Genomic DNA, 18,344 nt, shown 5'->3' with positions numbered 1-18,344 from the left:
GCATCATATGCACAACAAATACATCTGGCCGGTGCGGATGCAACAGATCGGGGGGCCGGCGCGTCCCGGGGGTGACGGAAAGGATGCCTGTGGACGATGACGGTTCGACCTACGAGAGGTTCGTCACCGAGCGGGCCCCGGCGCTCCTGCGGTACGGGTACGTCCTGACGGGCGACGCCGACGACGCCGTGGACCTCATGCAGGAGGGGCTGGCCAGGCTGCGCGCCGCGTGGCCCCGCGTCGTCCGGAAGGACGACCCCGAGGGCTACACGCGGACGATCATGGCCCGGCAGCACGTCAGCATGTGGCGGCGCCGCCGCCGGGAGCGCCTGGTCGGCGAGGTGCCCGAGCGGGAGTACGCAGACCCCGGCCTGGAGCGGGCGGAACGCGACCCGCGGCTGTGGCGCTCCCTCGCCGCCCTCCCGCGTCGGCAGCGGGCCGTGCTGGTCCTGCGCTACTACGAGGACCTCCCCGACGAGGAGATCGCCCGGATGCTCGGCATCTCGCGCGGGACGGTCCGCAGCCAGGCCGCCCGCGCCCTCGACAAGCTCCGCGCGGACTGGAGTCCGGCGGCCCGACCGACGACGGGAGCGCACCATGACCGATGAGATGCGGGAGGCCCTGAAGGGCACCCTCAAGGCCGCGTCGCTGAACGCCCCCGAGGTCGCCCCGGATCTGCTCGATCGGCTCGCCGACCGGCACCGGGCCCGCCGCCGCAGGCGCGCCACGTCCGCGGTGGCGGCGGTCGCGGCGGTCGCGGTCGCCGCCGGCGGGACGACGCTGGTCCTCCGCCCCGGCGGCGACGCCGGCCCCGAGCCGCTCAAGCGGCCGACGCCGCTGACGACCGCCACGCTGCCGAAGCCCGTCCCCGTCCCCGAGGGCGCGGTCCGGACCCTGCCGAAGACCCTCCCCAACGGCCGCGAGTACCGCCCGAAGGTCGCGTTGAGCGGGACCGCACTCCTGGTCTCCACGGAATCGAGCCTCCAGGTCACCGACCGCCTGTGGGTGTACGACCTCCGGACGCGCGCGGCCACCAAGGTCACCGACGTCGTGGTGCCGTCCGGATCGAAGATCTACGCGTCGTACTTCGCCGTCGGCGACGGCCAGGTCGCGTGGTGGCTGCAGCGCAGGAGCGGCGCCCGGATGATGACCGAGATATGGACGGCGCCGCTCGCCGGCGGAACCGCCCGCAAGGTCCTCGCCCTCGACGCGGCATCGGACGAGGGCAGGAGCATCGGGCGGCTCGTCGTCGGCGCCGGCAAGATCCGCTGGGGCCCGAACGATTTCATGCCCCAGGCCGGCACGGCAGTGTACGAGGCGCCTCTCACCGGCGGCCGGGCTCAGAGGATCCCCGGGACGGAGGGATCCCGCATACTCGCCTGGCCCTGGGTCGGCACGCCGGGCGGCACGTCGGGCCGGGTCGACGAGGCGTCCTTCAAGCGGCTCCGCAACATGGACACCGGAGAGACCCGGGACGCGGAACTCCCCAAAGGCAAAGCCTCCTGGACCTGCGGGATCACCTGGTGCCTGGGCGGCCAGGCCGCCGGCGTCACCTACACCGGCGGCGCACCCGACTCCTATGCCCTGCGGCGGGACGGCAAGGCCGGACACGTGTTCAAGATGCGCGACCTGGACCTTTTCCCTGGGGCGGATCCCCTGTACGACCGCTTCCTGCCCCAGCTGGTCGCGGCCACGTCCCAGGGCAAGAAGCTCGCGCGCAACGCGATGCTCTACGACCTTGCGACGGAGAAGCTGATCGATCTCGGTCCGAACAAGGGCGGGGCCGTGCCGGGCACCATCGCCAACGCCTGGCAGGGCGGCACCGGCCCCGGTCTCGACCGCTACATCGTCAGGGAAACCGCGGACGGCTCCTTCCAGATGGTCGACCTGGCCGCCCTCTCTTGACCACGGAGTCCACATTCGGCTTAGGGTTCTCGTTGTGGGAGTCGACTGGATTCGGATGCGGGTCCGGGACGGGGTGTCCCGTGCCGAGCTCCAACGGCTGGTCGAGGCGGAGAAGGACGCGTTCGCGGCTTTGGGGAACTGGTACGACGGGGAGTTCGACCACCTGGTCTCCTCGGCTCCGCCCGGGAATCCGGAGGGGTTGCGCGAGCACGTGGACATCGACGACGGGCCGGACGACTATCGGCGGGTCATGCTGTTCTCGCTGAATCCGGTGTTCCCGGCGGAATGGCGGCTGGCGGCGTACCGGAGTTATCTGCCCGATGAATTGCCGGGAGCGCTGGAGGTGTGGCTGGCGCATCTCGAGCGGGTGCGGGCCGGTGGGCACCGAGACTATCTGGAGGCTTGGTACCGGTACGCGACCAGCCGGGACCTGTCCCTGGAGTGGGCGGCGTTGCGGGAGCAGGCCCTGGAGGCGCGGGGGCGCGCCAATGCCTGGGCGGGACGGGCGGAGCTGGTGGAGGCGCGGGAACGGATCATCAGCGTGCCCGTGCCCACGGTGTCGCCCGTTCCGTTCTGGGAAGGCGGGCCCGTCGAGGCGGCGGCCTCACCGGATTTCGCGGGGGCGGTCGCGCTGGCCCGCGAATGGAATTACCGGGTGCCCAGGAAGCAGCGGGTGCACGTGACGCAGCCTGCGGGGTTCGAGGAATGGCTGGGCGAGGCGCTGGCGTCGGAGAGTCTCGCGGATCTGCTGGGGTGGCTTCGGCGGTCGTGTGACGCGGAGTTCGGGTTGTTTCTCGACTGGTGAAGGGTTGCGGCGTGCCGTCCCCCTGTGAGCCCTCGGTGCGGGGACGGCACGCCGCAAGTACTCAGCGGCGGAAGAGGTTGAGGCGGGTCTCGCCGACGCGGCCGCGCAGGGCGTGGTCGGTGACGCCTTCGCCTTCCTTGGGGGCGCCGCACAGGACGGCGACCTTGCCCACGTGCTGGTTGGTCTGGACGGCGCGCGTCGCCTCGCCCGCCTCCTCCAGGGGGAACACGGTCGAGAGGGTCGGGTGGATCATGCCGAGGCCGATCAGGCGGTTGACCTCGACGGCCTCGTGGTAGTTGAAGCCGTGCGAGCCGATGATGCTCTTGAGGCGCATCCACAGGAAGCGGTTGTCGTACTCGTGCTTGTAGCCGGTGGACGAGCCGCAGGTGATGATGGTGCCGCCGCGCTTGGCGACGTACACGGAGGCGCCGAACGTCTCGCGGCCCAGGTATTCGAAGACGATGCCCGGGTCCTCGCCGACCAGGCGGCGGATGGCCTCGCCGAGGATCCGGCCGGCCTTGGGGTGGCGCATGCCCTGCTCGCCGAGGTTGAGCTCGTTGCGGTTGATGACGTGCTCGCAGCCCTGGGCGCGGACGATCTCCGCCTTCTCCTCGGAGGAGACCACGGAGACGGGGATACCGCCGCCGTTCTTGACGAGCTGGGTGGCGTACGAGCCGAGCCCGCCGGTGGCGCCCCAGATCAGGACGATGTCGCCCTGCTTCATGCGGGCGCCGTGCTTGCCGACGAGCATGCGGTACGCGGTGGCGGCGCACAGCGTGTTGGACCCGGCCTCTTCCCAGGTGAGGTGGGCGGGCTTGCGGATGAGCTGGTTGGCCTTGGCGATGCAGAACTCGCCGAGCGCGCCGAAGTTGGTCTCGAAGCCCCAGGCGAGCTGGGTCTCGCTCATCATGCCGTCGTCGTAGGAGCCGTGGTCCTCCTCGTCGACGTAGGACGGGGAGATGACGACGCGGTCGCCGGGCTTCCAGCTCTTGACGCCGGAGCCGACGCGGACGACGACGCCGGCGGCGTCGGAGCCGAGGATGTGGTAGGGCAGGTCGTGCCGGGCGCCGTGCCAGCCCTGCCGGCCGAACTTCTCCAGGAACGCGAAGGTCGGGACCGGCTCGAAGATGGCCGACCACACCGTGTTGAAGTTGATCGCGGCGGCCATGACGGCGACGACCACCTCGTCCGGTGCGAGCTCGGGCATCGCGACCTCGCCCACGTGCAGGGAGCGGCGCACGTCCTTGTCGGTGTGACCGTCGAAGATGCCGACCTCGTCCTTCAGCGTGTAGGCGGCGCGGAAGGTGGACGGAAGGTCGAGGTCGAGCAGCTCCTGCTCTCCGGCGCCCGAGCGTGCGGCGTCGAGCAGGTCACTGGACCGAGCGGGCTGAGCCATGGATCTCCTCCGGGAGGGGCGGGGACATGAGCGGGTGCTGCCGTCCGGGCCGTTCCGGTGCGGCGAGCCTGTCCTCCAGGTGCGCGGCCATGAACCCGACCCCGGGCGGGTCGAGCAGGTTGAGGTGGTGCGCACCGGGAACGGTGACGATCTCCAGGTCGGCGCAGAGGTCGCCGAAGCCGTTGGTGCCGTCGAGCACGTAGCGGGCGTCCTTCACCGACCACGGCGTCTCCTCGGGCGCGTGGTAGAGGACGACGCGGCCGTCGTACGGGCCGGGCCGGTACGCCTCCAGGGATCGGGTGTCCTGGTGCGAGGTGAGCTGGTGGGTGAGGGCCGCCGGGGGGATGTGGTCGACGAGGGGTTCCGCGCGTTCCATGACGAGGGCGAACTGGGCCTCCTCGTCCAGTCCGGCGAGTTCGTCGTAGGTGAGGGCGACGTCGAGCCCGTAGGTCTGGTTGATGTAGTCGGCGAACGCGGCGAACCGGCGGGCGAGGGTGTCGGACTCGTCCTCGACGGGGAGGGGGAGCCCGGCGTCGAACAGCGCGACCAGTTCGACCTCGCGGCCGGCGGCGGTGAGCTGCCGGGCGGTCTCGTAGGCCAGGACGCCGCCGAACGACCAGCCGCCCAGCCGGAACGCGCCGTCGGGCTGGGCCTCCTGGAGGTGCCGGACGTAGCGGGCGGCGCGTTCCTCGACGGGCGGCGCGTCCTCGAACCGCTCCAGCCCGTAGACGGGCTGGTCGCCGCCGAGGAGTTCGGTGAGGGTCCGGTAGCAGGCGGTGGTGCCGCCGGCGGGGTGCGCGATGAAGAGGGGGCGGCGGGTGCCGGACGACTTCAGCGGCCGGACGGTCTGCCGGGCGGCCTCCTCGTCGGAGGCGCGGATGAACTCGGCGACGTGCTCGGCGGTGGGCGTCTCGAACAGTTCGCCGCGGGTGACGGCGTGGCCGAGTTCGGTGGCGACCTGGGCGACGACCTGGTCGGCCTGGTGCTCCTGGCCGCCGAGGTCGGCGAAGAAGTCGGCGGTGACGCCGACGCGGTCGAGGCCGAGGACGTCCTCGAACAGCCGGACGGCGAGGCGTTCGGCGGCGTCGCGGGCCATGACGTAGCCGGGTTCGGCGTTGGGCGTGGCCGCGGGTGCGGTGGGCGCCCCCGTCAGGCCCAGTTCGCCGGCCGCCCATTCCTCGAACACGTTGACGCTGGCGCCCTGCAGCAGGACCGACGCGGGGACGGTGAGGCCGAGGTCGTGCTCGACGCCGCTCTTGATCCGTACCGCGACCAGGGAGTCCAGGCCGAGGTCGGTGAGCGGGACGGCGGGGTCGAGCCGGTCGGGTTCGAAGCCGAGCACGGACGCGATCCGCCACCGGACCTGGTCGGCGATGAGGCGGCGGGCGGTGGCCGGGTCGAGGTCGGCGAGGGCGTCCACGCCGGGCCAGTCGGCGGCGGCGCCCGTGCCGGTGTCGCCGGCGGCCTCGGTGAGGGACGCGAAGTAGGGGATCCGGCGGATCTCCGGGAACAGGCTCACCGCGGCGTCCGGGTCGAAGCGGAGGACGCCGGTCGCGGGCCGGTCGTGGACGAGGATCGCCTCCAGGGCCTCGGCGCCCTCGTCCGGGCTGATCGGCTCGATGACGGCCAGGTTCAGCTCGGCGGCGCCGCCGACCTGGGACCAGGCGCCCCAGTTGACGGTGGTGCCGGGGCGGCCGTGCGCGCGGCGGTGCGCGACGAGCGCGTCCAGGGCGGCGTTGGCCGCGGCGTAGGCGGCCTGGCCGGGGGAGCCCAGCAGTGCCGCGGCCGAGGAGTGGGCGACGAACCAGTCGAGGTCCTCGCCCCAGGTGGCCGCGCTGAGCCGCCGGGCACCCTCGACCTTGGCGTTCCAGACGCGGTGCAGGTCGTCCGGGCCGAGGTCGGTGATGAGCCGGTCGTCGATGACACCCGCGCCGTGCAGGACGCCGCACAGCGGCGTGCCGCCCTCGCGGGCCACCGCGACCAGGCGTTCGGCGACGCCGGGATCGGCGATGTCGCCGAGGACCAGGCCGATGTCCACGCCGTTCTCGCGCAGCCGCGCGATCGCCTTCTCGGCGTCGGCGTCGGGGCCGGACCGGCCGGACAGCACGATCCGGGCGGCGCCGCGCGCGGCCAGCAGGCGGGCGGTGACCAGGCCGATGCCGCCGTAGCCGCCGGTGATGACGTAGGCGCCGCCGCGGCGGGCCAGTCCCCGGCGCCGCCGCCGCGGGAGGGCGGGACCCTCGGCGTGTCGCCCGTCCGCAGCGGTCTTTACGGGCGACACGCCGGGGTGCCGGGGGCGCGCCGCCGGGCCCGGGTCCGCGGCCGCGGAGTCCGCGGCGGCGGCCGGGTCGAGGGCGGCGCGGGCCAGGCGGGCGGTACGGCGCGTGCCGCTCCGCCAGGCGGTCTCGCGGGCGTCGCCGTCGCCGAGGATCTCGGTGACGAGGTCGGCCGGGCGGTCGACGTCCACGAGGGTGGCGCGCTGGACGGTCCGTTCGAACGCCAGCACGCGGGTCAGCGCGCGGGCGGGGGCGTGGCCGGGCTCGCCGGCCTCGCCGTCCAGGACGGGCAGGGCGGAGCGGGTCGCGATCCACAGCCGGGGCCCGTCGGGCAGCGACCGGCTCACCCCCGCGACGGTGAGGACGAGGGCTTCGTCGACCAGGTCCGCGGGCGGCACCAGGACGACCGCGTCCGGGGCGGCCTCGGCGTCCTCCGGCGGGTGCCCGTGGGGCGCGCGGTCGGCGAGGCGGTGCCGGACGACGCGGTGGCCGCGGGCCTCCAGGCCGGCGGCCGCGGCGGCGGCGAGGGGGTCGTCGTCCTCGGCGAGCAGCAGGTACGTGCCGTCGCCGATCGCGGGCGCGGGCGGCGCGGTCTCGTCCCAGACGACCTCGACGAGCTTGTCGGCCAGCGGCACGGGGACGCCGGAACGCTCGACGCGCCGCAGCACGATCCCGGTGGCCTCGGCGAGGACGGACCCGTCGGGCGCGACGAGCCGCACCGATCCGGTGGCCTCCCCGGAGCCCTCCTCCCCGGCGGCGGCCTGCACGCGGACGTGCCCGCCGCGGTGCGCGGGCCCGTACACGCGCAGGCTCCCGATCGTCTCGGCCAGCCAGACGCCGCCCGGCTCGCCGGTGACCGCCGCCGCCTCGGCCGACAGGACGGCCAGGCAGCGGTCGAAGACCTCGGGGTGCAGCCGGTAGTGGCGGCTGCCGCGCTCGGCGCCGGCGACCTCGGTGGGCGCGCCGGTCAGCGGCGGCGCGGGCGCGCGGTGGTCGGCGCCGACGTCGGCGCTGGCGAGCCGCGTCCACGTCCCGGCGGGGGTGCGGGCGTGCATCTCGACGCGCTGCTCGTCCTCGTCGAACGTGGTCGTGACGACGGTGTGCTCGGCGAGCGCGAGCGGCCGCTCCATCCACAGGCTGTTGACGCGGACCTCGTCCAGGCCGAGCGCCTCCGACCCGGCGGCCAGGGCCATCTCGGCGTACGCGGCGACCGGCAGCACCCGCAGCCCGTGCACGCGGGACTCGGCGGGCCAGTCCCACATGGCGGTGCCGAGGTCGGCGCGCCAGGCGTGCCGCTCCTCGCCGGGCAGCTCGACGTGCGCGCCCAGCAGCGGGTGCTCGTCGCGGCCGCCGGAGGGCCGCTTGGTGTGGTCCACCCAGAAGCTCTCGTGCCGCCACGGGGACGCCGGGACGTCGACCACGGCGCCGCCGTCGGCGGGCGGCCCGACCGGGACGCCGTGCGCGGCGAGGGCGCCGAGCTGGGCGTGGAAGGTCAGGGCGTCGTCGGTCGCCTCGCCCTTGCGGGCCCGCTTGAGGGTGTGGGTGACGAACGCGCCCGTGCCCTCCAGGGTCTCACCGACGCCGTGGGCCAGGATCGGATGCGCGTTGATCTCGACGAACGCGCGGAAGCCGTCCTCGGCGGCGGCGGCGATCGTGCTGGTGAGCCGGACCGGATTGCGCAGGTTCGCCGCCCAGTACGCGGCGTCTAGGCGGGCGCCGTCCGCGAGGAGGGCGCGCGGGTCGTCCAGGGCCGTGGTGTAGAGCCGGATGCCGTCGGCGAGCGGCACGCCGGGCTCGGCGCCGATCCCCGCGAGCTCCTCCCGCAGGTCCGGGAGCAGCGGGTCGACCTGCGGGGAGTGCCCGGCGCCCTCGGCCTTCACCATGCGGGCCAGGCGGCCCTCGGCCTCCGCCCGCTCGACCATGGTCGCGATCTGCGCGGCGTCGCCGGTCACGACGGTCTGCTTCGGCGAGGAGTGCACCGCCGCGTACACCTCGGGCAGGCCGTCGGCCAGCCGCGCGACCTCCTCGGCGGACGCGCCCAGCACCGCCATCGCCCCGCCGCCCACCAGCCGGGTCAGCAGCCGGGAGCGGCGGCAGATGACCTTGACGCCGTCCTCGGCGGTCAGCGCGCCCGCGACGACCGCCGCCGCGACCTCGCCCATCGAATGGCCGACGACCGCGCCCGGGACGACGCCGTACGACCGCAGCGTGCGGGCCAGCGCGACCTGGATGCCGAACAGCACCGGCATCGTCTCCGCCGGGCCGTCGGGCTCGCCGCCCTGTTCCAGGATCGTCCACAGGGCCGGGCCGCCCTCCTCCTGGAACAGCGTGTCGAGGTCGTCGACGGCCTCCGCGAACGCCGGTTCCTCTTCCAGGAGGCGCTGCGCCATGCCCGGACGCTGCGCGCCGTACCCGGAGAACACCCACACGGGACGGCCCGGGGCGCCCAGCGCCGTACCGGTGACGACGGCGGGGTGCGGGCGGCCCTCGGCCAGCGCCATCAGCCCGTCCACGAGCCCGGCCCGGTCGCGGGCGGCGACGGCGGCGCGGGCCCGGCCGCGGCCGGCGCGGCGGTGCAGGGTGGCGGCCAGGTCGGACAGGCGCACGCCGTCCTCGGCCTCGGCCTCCGCGAGCCAGCGGGCCAGCAGCCCGGCGTGGTCGCGGATCCGGTCGGCGTCGGTGTCCGACAGCGGGAACGCGCGGACCGCCACCGGGTCGTCCCCGGCCTTCTGCGGCGGCGCCTCCTCCAGGACGAGATGCGCGTTCGTCCCGCCGAACCCGAAACCGGACACCCCGGCGCGCGCCGGATGCCCCCGGTCGGGCCACGGCGTCTCCTCCGCCGCGACCGCGAGCCGCAGGTCGTCGAACGGGATGTGCGGGTTGGGCTCCTTGTAGTGCAGGCTCGGCGGGATCGTCCGGTGGTGCAGCGCCAGCACCGTCTTGATCAGCCCGGCGACGCCCGCGGCCGACTCCATGTGCCCGAGGTTGGACTTGGCCGACCCCAGCAGCAGCGGCTCCCCGGCCTCACGCCCGGCGCCCGCGCCCAGCACCTCGCCGACCGCCTTGGCCTCGATCGGGTCGCCCAGCAGCGTGCCGGTGCCGTGCGCCTCCACGTAGTCGACCTCGCACGGGTCGACGCCCGCGGTCGCGTACACCTCGCGCAGCAGCGCCTTCTGCGCGTCGGAGTTCGGCGCGACCAGGCCGTTGGAGCGGCCGTCGGAATTGACGCCCGAACCCCTGATCAGCGCCAGCACCCGGTCACCGTCGCGCAGCGCGTCCGGGAGCCGCTTGAGCACCACGGCGCCGCAGCCCTCCGCCCGGACCATCCCGTCGGCGGACGCGTCGAACGCCTTGCAGCGCCCGTCGGCGGCGGTCGCGCCGGACCGGTCGAACGTCATCGTGATCGTCGGCGACAGCAGCAGGTTGACCCCGCCGGCCAGCGCCACGTCCGCCTCCCCGCGGCGCAGCGCCTGCACCGCCAGATGCGCGGAGACCAGCGACGACGAGCACGCGGTGTCCACGATCATGCTCGGGCCGCGCAGGTCCAGCAGGTAGGACAGCCGGTTGGCGATGATGCTGAGCGCGGCGCCGGTCGCGGTGAACGCCTCCAGCGCCACCGGGTCGGAGGCGGTGTAGGCGGCGTACTCCGGCGCGGACACGCCCACGAACACGCCGGTGCGGGTGCCGCGCAGCGCCGCGGGGGCCAGCCCGGCGTGCTCGAACGCCTCCCAGGCCACCTCCAGGACGAGCCGCTGCTGCGGGTCCATGACGGCCGCCTCGCGCGGGGTGATCGCGAAGAAGCGGGCGTCGAACGCCGACACGTCGTCCAGGAAGCCGCCCAGCCGGGTGGTGCGGGCCAGCAGGTCGCCGACCTCGGGCGAGCCGTCGTCGAACGCGTCCCAGCGGCCCTCGGGGACCTCGCGGATCGCGTCACCGGACCCGGTGAGGAAGCGCCAGTAGTCGCCGGGCCCGGTCAGGTCGCGGTCGCCGCCGGGGAAGCGGCAGCCGATCCCGATGACGGCGATCGGCTCGTCGCCGGACGCGGAGACGGCGGGGGTGGGCGGGGGCGTCGCCGCCGTGGTGGCCGTGGGCGACGCGCCGGAGGCGATGTCCGCCAGCGCGACGGAGAGCTTGTTGATCGTCGGGTGTTCCCAGACGAGGGTCGCCGGGAGCGCGCGGCCGAGCAGCTGCTCCAGCACCCCGGCGACGGCGACGGCGTCCCGCGAGCCCAGCCCGAACTCCTCCAGCGGGCGGTCCGGGTCGATCTCTTCCGCGGCGATCCGGGAGCGGCGCGCGATCTGCTCGATCAGGTGCCGACGAAGCGCATCCTCGCTGATCCGCGTCTGGTCCTGCGCATCCTGCCGCGCGGCTCCGGAACGATCGTTGCTCTGCATGCGTGCGGCTCCCCCAACAATACGAGGATCGAAACATGGGATCGTTCGGCGGAGGGACCACTTTGTCCCACGCTGACCGGCTCATGATGCGCACGCAGACCACTTTTCTCAGCGACGGCTTGTCACGGTGATGACAAGACTCAGAAGTAATCGATGTGGCCTGATGGGATGGTGGAAAATCCCCGTCCCACCGGCGGGGTCGTGACACAACGCGAACGAAATGTAACGCCGCACACATGCGCCGGAACAACACCCAGAACAGCACGTGAGAACGCGTGAACAACAGAACGTACAAGCCCACTCACGCAATAGGGGGGAGCGGCGAATTCCCGGGCCGCCGGCCGGGACCGACGCGCCGCGCGATCAGGTGACCCGGGGCCGATACCGATGGGCGCTGGCGGTGGTCGCCATCAGCGCCTTCATGATCACCATGGACAACACGGTGGTCGCCAACGCGCTGCCCACCATGATCCGCGAGCTCGACATGTCGAACTCGGCGAAGGACTGGGTGGCCACCGGCTACATCCTGATGTTCTCCTGCCTGATGATCGCGGGCGGGCGGCTCACCGACGTGTACGGCTGCCGCGTCACCTTCACCACCGGCATGGTCGTGTTCACGCTGGCCTCCGCGGTGTGCGGGCTGGCGCCCGACGACATGGTGCTGATCCTCGGCCGGATCGTGCAGGGCGCCGGCGCCGCGCTGGCGCTGCCCGCCACCCTGGTCATGGTCACCGTCGGCCGCACCGACAAGCAGCGCTCCCTCGGCACGATCGTCTGGGTGGGCGCCGCGTCCGGGGCCACCGCGCTCGGCCCCACCATCGGCGGGATCATCGTCTCCCACTGGCCGTGGGGCTGGATCTTCCTCATCAACATCCCGGCCGGGATCCTCGTGATCATCCTCGGCCTGGTGGTGCTCAACGGCAAGGGCGACAACGCCGACGCCCGCGTCGACCTGCCCGGCGTGCTCATCTCCGCCACCCTGCTGTTCGCGCTGGCCTACGGCCTGGAGACCGGGCGCGTCCACGGGTGGGGCGACCCGTCGGTGCTCGCCGTGTTCGCGCTGGCCGCGATCGCGCTCGTGTGCTTCATCGTGGTGGAGACCTGGGCCCCCGACCCGATGATGAACCTGCGGTTCTTCCGCAACCGGGTGTTCGTGGGCGGGCTGCTGTCGCAGATGCTGTGGGGCATCGGCTTCAACGGGATGGTCTTCTACTCGGCGACGTTCCTGCAGACCTACCTCGGCTTCTCCCCGCCGAAGGCCGGGCTGGTCATGCTGCCCTCGGCGGTCGCCGTCATGGTGACCACGCCGGTCGCGTTCTGGCTGGCGGGACGGGTCGGGCCGCGCGCCGCGGTCGGCGGCGGGATGGCGGCCATGGCGTTCGGCATGGTGCTGTTCTCCATGCTCCGCCGCGACGACGGCTTCGCCGAACTGATGCCCGGGGTGCTCATCGTCGGGATCGGCTCGGCCATGTGCATGCCACTGGCGATGTACGTGCTCAAGGCGGTGCCCGACGACCAGGCCGGGCTGGCCAGCGGCATCCTGAACGTGATCCGCGAGGTGTCCGGGGCGTTCGGCATCGCGATCGTCGGGCTGCTGATCCACGAGGTGCCGCGGCAGGACGCGGGCGCCGCGGAACTGGAGGCGTTCCGGCACGGCACCGCCTCCGGACTGATCATCGGCGCGGTGCTGGTGCTGATCGGCGGCATGATCAGCGCGGTGACGCTGCCCAGCAGGCGGGGCTGGTTCGGGCCCAAGCACGGCCGGCAGGGCGGGCGCCGTCCCGCCGCCCCGGCACGCCGGGCCGCTGCGCCGCGTCCCGCGCAGCCCGTCCCGGCCTCCATCGGGGCCGACGGCGGCGGTGGCGGAGTGGGCGTCCTGGTGGCGGAGCAGCCCGCCGAGCCCGCCGAGCTACCGGCGCCGGAGCCGTACGAACCCGAGCCGCATCCAGACCTGCTCTCGTCATTCCGCCGACCTTGGGAGGGACTGGCCGTGACCACCTCGGGTCCTGCCTACACAGGACCGCCGCGCTACCCGGCGTACCCCGCGCCAACGGCGGAGGAGACCCCGCCCGTGGAGGAGAAGTCACCGCCGCCCCCGCCCGTGGACCCGGTCACCCCCCTGCGTGCGGCGCCGCCTCCCGCCGGGGAGTCCTCACGCACCACCCGGCCCGAACATCCGATCGTCAAGCCCGACCCCGAAGGCGAGGACGAACCCGACGCCTGGCGCCCGCCACCCCCGCCCAAGGGCTGGTACCACCCGTACGTGCCGGACGACACCCAGACGCCGCAGAGTGATTCCTGGTGACCCGGACCATCGTCATCATCGCGGCAGGGTCGCGGGGGGACATCCAGCCGTGCGTTGCACTCGCCCAAGCGCTCGTCGCGTCCAGGGGCGACCGCGTGCGGCTGGTCGCCTCCAGCCGGTACGCCCAGATGGTGGAGGCCGCGGACAGGGCCGTCCGCCGCGGCGGCATGACCGCTGGAATCGAGCTGTCCCCCCTGACCGCCGACCCCACCGAGATCCTCGACTCAGAGGCCGGCCAGGAACTCCTCGCCGGAGGCCGCAACCCGGTCACGTTCCTGGGCGGCTTCAGACGCATCCTGGGACCGATGGCCGAACGGCTCCTCGCCGAATGCCTCGACGCCTGCAAGGGAGCCGACCTCGTCATCGGCCCCACCCTCGGGATGCTCCCCCGGCACCTGGGCGAACACCTGGGCGTCCCCTGGGCGCTCGTGCACTTCCAGCCGAGCCACCCCACCGGAGCCTTCCCGCACCCGTTCGTCCCGCAGACGCAGAAACTGGGACCGTGGGCCAACCGGCTCGGCTTCCTGGCCATCGACCAGATCGCCTGGCAACTGTCCCGGCCCTTCATCAACCCGTGGCGGCGCGACACCCTGGCGCTGCCCACACTCTCCCTGCGCGGCCCTATGCACCAGGCACGCCGCCAAGCGAAGACCGTGCTCGCCTGCTTCAGCCGTGCCGTCGTGCCACGCCCCCGGGACTGGCCGCGGTACGTGCACCTGACCGGCTACTGGTTCCTGGACGAGCCCGACTGGGAACCGCCCCCCGCACTCGCCGCCTTCCTCGCATCCGGCCCGCCACCGGTCTACGTGGGCTTCGGAAGCATGCGGCCCAAGGACCCCGAGGCGACCGACCGCGCGATCCGTACCGCACTGCGGACGGCCAAGGTCCGCGGCATCGTGCAGGGCCCCGACCCCGAATCGTCGGACGACGACGTACTCGCCGTACGCGACGTCCCGCACTCCTGGCTGTTCCCCCGCATGGCCGCCGTCGTCCACCACGGCGGCGCCGGCACCACCTCCGCAGGACTGCGCGCAGGCGTTCCAACGGTCGTCTGCCCGTTCTTCGGCGACCAGCCCTACTGGGGCGAACGGATCGCCGCCCTCAAAGCAGGCCCTGCACCCGTACCGTTCCGCGACCTGACCGCACCACGCCTGGCCCGAGCCATCCAACAAGCCCAAGCACCCGTCATAGCCGAACGCGCCGCCGCACTAGGACGCCGCATATCGACCGAGGACGGCGCAGCGCGCGCTTGCGAACTCATCGACCGCATCGCCTGAACACAAAACGCCCCGGCCACCGGCCGGGGCGCTCCGCGTTCTCAGCCAACCTGCTTGGCGCCGAGGGTCTTCATCATCATCGGCCAAGCGGTGTGCATCTCCCGCTTCCAGTACGGCCACGAGTGCCGGCCGTTGCCGTAGATGTGCGCGGTGACCGGGATCCCCAGCCGCTTGGCCCGCGCCGCGAACTGCTCCACCGTCGGCCCGATCGCCCGCTCGCTCAGGTAGCCGATGTCCCAGGGGGCGATGTCCGGCGAGTCCAGCGGGCCGCGCTGGCCCGTGGTGCCGGACGACACGTACAGGCGCGTCCCCTTCATCCTGGGAAGCAGGTGGATCGGGTCGTGCGCGTCCCAGTTCGCCTTGTCGATCCAGGGGATGCCCCAGATCGCGTACGGGTCGTTCCCGTTCCCGCTGTTGGTGTACATCAGCAGCGCCGGCATGCCGGGCGAGCTCATCGACAGCACACCGCTGAAGCACGCCGCGTACCGGAACATGCCCGGCGCCCGGCCCGCGTACGTGCACGCCCCCTGCGCCCCGGACGAGATGCCCATCGCCGCCCTGGAGCCGCCCGCCTGGTAATTGCGCTCGACGAGCTGCCGCACCTCGCGCAAATGGAATTCCTCCCACCGCGGCGTGCCGCCCTTGCCGCCGTTCCACCAGTCGGTGAACGAGCCGTTGGAGGCTTCCGGCATCACCACCATGACGCCCCACTTACGCGACAGCGCCTCGATATCGGTGTTCTTCTTACGCGTCCACGACGTGTAATTGTCATTGCCCCCGTGGTAGGCGTACACCACGGGCCAGCTCTGCCGCGAGTTGTACTTCCACCCCTTGGGCAAGAGCACCCGGACGTTCTGCGACGCCCCCAAGGCCGGGGACTTGACGGTGAAATCGAACGCCGTCTTCCCCTTGTTCAGCCACCGGTAGGCGGTGATGCTCGCACCGTTGTCGGCCTTCTTGAACCCGGCGGTCGCGGCGGCCGGAACGGCGCCCGCCACCACCGTCGCCGCCCCCACCGCGACAGCGCCCACCACCGCCGCGGCGCATCTCACGGCACGCCGGCGTCCATCATTCGACATGTTCACTCTCCACTGTCCCTCCAGCGCCACCCCGAACCGTCGGGAGCGGGAACTATCTCGCGCTTGTTGCGGCTGTTGCGTTGCGGTACCGGCTCAGGCTGCCCATTGGCCCAGGGCGCCCAAGGCCGCCCTTCGTCGTCCCGCGCGGGCGGCGGCGGGTCCGCCCGCCTGAACGTCACGTCCCCAGAGAAATCACGCCCCCCGAAGGCGACAGCCCCCTCCACCCCCTGCCCCGAAGGCTGCGGGCCTGGCTGCGCCGGGGGCTGTGGGCCATGGGCCGACGGCCTGGCCTGAGGCAAGGACCGCACGCTCTGCGCCAGAGGCTCCCCGGCCGGTCGAGGCTTGGCCGCCCGAACAGGCACCCGCGCAGGATGCCCAGGCCCCATGGGCGCAGGTCCCGCGGGCGTAGGCATTGCGGGCGTAGGCATTGCGGGGCCCGGCCCCATGCGGGTTTGCCTTACCGGGGGCTTCGGTTTGGCCTGGGGCGGGGTGCTCGGGGTCGGCTCTTCCCAGCGCATCGCGTACGGGACGGGCGGAGGGCCCGGCTTGGACGCGGGCGGGGCGGTGGGGGTGACGTCGTCGCGTTCGCGGAGGTCCATGCGGGCGTGCAGGCCCGCCAGCGGGCGCGGGAGCCACCAGTTGGCGGCGCCCATGAAGCGCATGGTGGCCGGGACGAGCAGCGAGCGGACCAGCATGGCGTCCACGACGACGGCGACGAACATGCCGACGCCGATGAGCTTCACGACCGTGATGCCGGCCATGCTGAACGCGCCGATGACGACGAGGAAGAGCAGCGCGGCGCTGGTGATGATGCTGCCGGTGCGCTGCATGCCGACGGCGACGGCGGTGCGGTTGTCGTGGGTGCGGTCCCACTCCTCGCGGATCCGGCTGAGCAGGAAGACCTCGTAGTCCATGGACAGCCCGAACACCACGGCGAGGATGAGGATCATGCTGGTGGCCTCGACGCCGCCGGTCGGGGTGAAGTCCAGCAGGCCGGCGAGGTGGCCGTACTGGAAGCCCCACACGATCGCGCCGAACGAGGCGCCGATGGACAGCACGTTCATCACGATCGCCTTCAGCGGCAGGACGACCGAGCCGAAGAACATGAAGAGCAGGATGAACGTGGCGACGCCGACGGCGATGGCCATCATCGGGAGCGTGCGCATGAGGCTGGACATCAGGTCCATCTGCGCGGCCGTGCTGCCCCCGACGTCGATGTGCATCGGGTAGCCGTCCTTGGTCAGCTCCATGGCCCGGACGCGTTTGACGAGCTCCTGGGCCTGCGACGCCATCGGCTCGTACCGGTGCGTCACGGAGATGCGCACGCCGCCGTAGGTGCCCGAGTAGCCGGTGAACTTGGCGTCGGTGACGCCCGGCAGCTCGGCCAGGCGCTTGCGGAAGTTCTCCAGGTACGGCGGGATGGTGTCGCCGTCGCGGCCGGGCCGCCAGTTGCGCGGGATGAGGTCGCCGGAGACGACCACGTCGATCGGCTCGGCGGTGCCGTTGGGGAACTCGGCCTTGACGGTCTCGACGACGGCGCGGGTCGGGCTGTCCTTGGGGAGGACGCGCGCGTCCACGCTGGAGAACTGCACGTTCAGGAACGGCCCGAAGAGGACGGCGAGGATGACCAGCACCACGGCGAAGTAGGGCACGGGGTGCTTCATGACGCTGTGGCCGAGGCGGTACCAGAAGCCGCTCTCGGGGTCGCGCTGCGCGCGCTTGGCGCTGGGCCTCCGCCAGGGCATGCGCCCGCCCTCGACCTTGGGTCCGAGGACGGCGAGCAGGATGGGCAGGACGACGATCGCGCCGAACACGGCGACCAGGACGGTGGCGATCCCGGCCAGGCCGATGGTGCGCAGGAACATCTGCGGGAACAGCAGCAGGCCGCCGAGTGCCGCGGACACGGTGATGCCGGAGACGACGATGGTGCGGCCCGCGGTGCTCATGGTGATGGCGAGCGCGTCGCGGCGGACCGGGTCCAGCGCGCGCTTGTACGCCTTCTTGTCGGCCCTGCGTTCCTTGCGGGTGGGGAGGCGTTTCCAGGGTTTGCCCTGGGGGAGGCCCTTCGCGTCCATGCCGCGGGCCAGTTCCTCCCGGAACCGGGACACGATGAACAGCGAGTAGTCGATGGCGAGGCCGACGCCCATCATCGTGACGACCTCGAGGGCGAACGAGGTCACGCTGGTGAGATAGGTGACCGCGTGCACCACCGCGAGCCCGCCGACGATGGAGAAGATCGCCACGACCTGGGGCAGCAGCGAGGCCACCAGCGCCCCGAACAGGATGATCAGCAGGGCCAGCAGCGGCAGCGCGGTGATCATCTCGGCCCGGATGATGTCGGCCACGACCTGCTCGCCGAACTCCTTGCCCAGCGGAATGTTGCCGCCGAGCTCGACGCGCAGGCCGGGCGCCGCCAGCCGGTCCTTGATCGCCTCGTAGTTGGCCAGCTTGGTGGCGTCGTCCCTGCCCTCCAGCTTGATCGACACGAAGGTCTTGCGCTGGTCGCGGCTGGCGAACGGCGCCGCGTCCCTGCGGTCGAACGACCAGTACGAGATGACCTCGGCGACCCGGTCCTTCGGGAGCCGCGCCACCGTCGTGATGACCGCGCCCATGTAGCGGGGGTCGCGGACGGTCGCCGAGTCGCTGCTGTAGAGGACCAGCACGTCGGGGTTGGTGCTGCCGAAGTAGCTGGCGCCGAGCTTGGCCACCAGCGTGGACGACGCCTTGGGGTCCTCGAAGCCGCCCTGGGAGAACTTGCTGAAGACCCCCAGGCCCCAGCCCCCGGCGCCCACCGTCAGCAGCAGCACCAGGACAAGACCGGACCAGCGCCGTCGGTGAATGAGACGCCCCAGCCCGGCGAGCATGATCCTCCTGTGTCCCTGTCCGGTCGTGTCCCAGTGCGGCGGG

The 18,344-nt window shown here is 72.8% G+C and carries 9 protein-coding genes; 5 read left to right on the top strand and 4 right to left on the bottom strand.

Features of this window, described 5'->3' with window-relative positions; genetic code table 11:
* The first annotated feature begins 83 nt into the window (after positions 1–83).
* From ACZ466_RS22465 to ACZ466_RS22455, 3 genes are read left to right on the top strand one after another with little or no spacing between them, the layout of a single operon-like run.
* Positions 84–608, top strand: a complete 525-nt coding sequence (locus ACZ466_RS22465) for a SigE family RNA polymerase sigma factor (protein ID WP_378284943.1) — start codon at positions 84–86, stop codon at positions 606–608.
* Complete coding sequence (locus tag ACZ466_RS22460) at positions 598–1,905, top strand: hypothetical protein (RefSeq protein WP_378284942.1); 1,308 nt, start codon at positions 598–600, stop codon at positions 1,903–1,905. The genes ACZ466_RS22465 and ACZ466_RS22460 overlap by 11 nt, the downstream gene beginning before the upstream one ends.
* A gap of 34 nt (positions 1,906–1,939) precedes the next feature.
* Positions 1,940–2,710: a hypothetical protein gene (locus ACZ466_RS22455; RefSeq protein WP_378284941.1), complete on the top strand. Its 771-nt coding sequence runs from the start codon at positions 1,940–1,942 to the stop codon at positions 2,708–2,710.
* Between the two features lie 61 nt (positions 2,711–2,771).
* Here ACZ466_RS22455 and ccrA read toward each other — a convergent pair whose 3' ends face one another.
* Complete coding sequence (gene ccrA, locus ACZ466_RS22450; protein WP_378284940.1) at positions 2,772–4,106, bottom strand: crotonyl-CoA carboxylase/reductase; 1,335 nt, start codon at positions 4,104–4,106, stop codon at positions 2,772–2,774.
* Positions 4,081–10,776 (bottom strand): SDR family NAD(P)-dependent oxidoreductase, encoded by a 6,696-nt coding sequence (locus tag ACZ466_RS22445; protein ID WP_378284939.1) that lies wholly within the window; start codon positions 10,774–10,776, stop codon positions 4,081–4,083. Before ACZ466_RS22445 ends, ccrA begins: the two co-directional genes overlap by 26 nt.
* Before the next feature lie 367 nt (positions 10,777–11,143).
* On the opposite strand from ACZ466_RS22445, the gene ACZ466_RS22440 reads away from it, so the two are divergent.
* Both ACZ466_RS22440 and ACZ466_RS22435 read left to right on the top strand, forming a co-directional pair.
* Entirely contained in the window at positions 11,144–13,081 is a 1,938-nt protein-coding gene (locus ACZ466_RS22440; RefSeq protein WP_378284938.1) for an MFS transporter, read from the top strand.
* Positions 13,078–14,358, top strand: coding sequence for a glycosyltransferase (locus tag ACZ466_RS22435; RefSeq protein WP_378284937.1), 1,281 nt, complete (start codon positions 13,078–13,080; stop codon positions 14,356–14,358). The genes ACZ466_RS22440 and ACZ466_RS22435 overlap by 4 nt, the downstream gene beginning before the upstream one ends.
* Positions 14,359–14,399: 41 nt before the next feature.
* Here ACZ466_RS22435 and ACZ466_RS22430 read toward each other — a convergent pair whose 3' ends face one another.
* Together ACZ466_RS22430 and ACZ466_RS22425 are read right to left on the bottom strand one after the other, a co-directional pair.
* The gene (locus tag ACZ466_RS22430; protein ID WP_464043921.1) at positions 14,400–15,392 is read right to left on the bottom strand and encodes an alpha/beta hydrolase; all 993 of its coding nucleotides are present in this window, start codon (positions 15,390–15,392) and stop codon (positions 14,400–14,402) included.
* A 47-nt stretch (positions 15,393–15,439) separates the two neighbouring features.
* Complete coding sequence (locus ACZ466_RS22425) at positions 15,440–18,301, bottom strand: MMPL family transporter (RefSeq protein ID WP_378284935.1); 2,862 nt, start codon at positions 18,299–18,301, stop codon at positions 15,440–15,442.
* Positions 18,302–18,344: the final 43 nt, after the last annotated feature.

Source organism: Actinomadura rugatobispora (genome assembly GCF_055379765.1).
The sequence above is the reverse complement of the archived record's forward strand: the minus strand, read 5'-3'. Positions and strand labels throughout refer to the sequence as shown.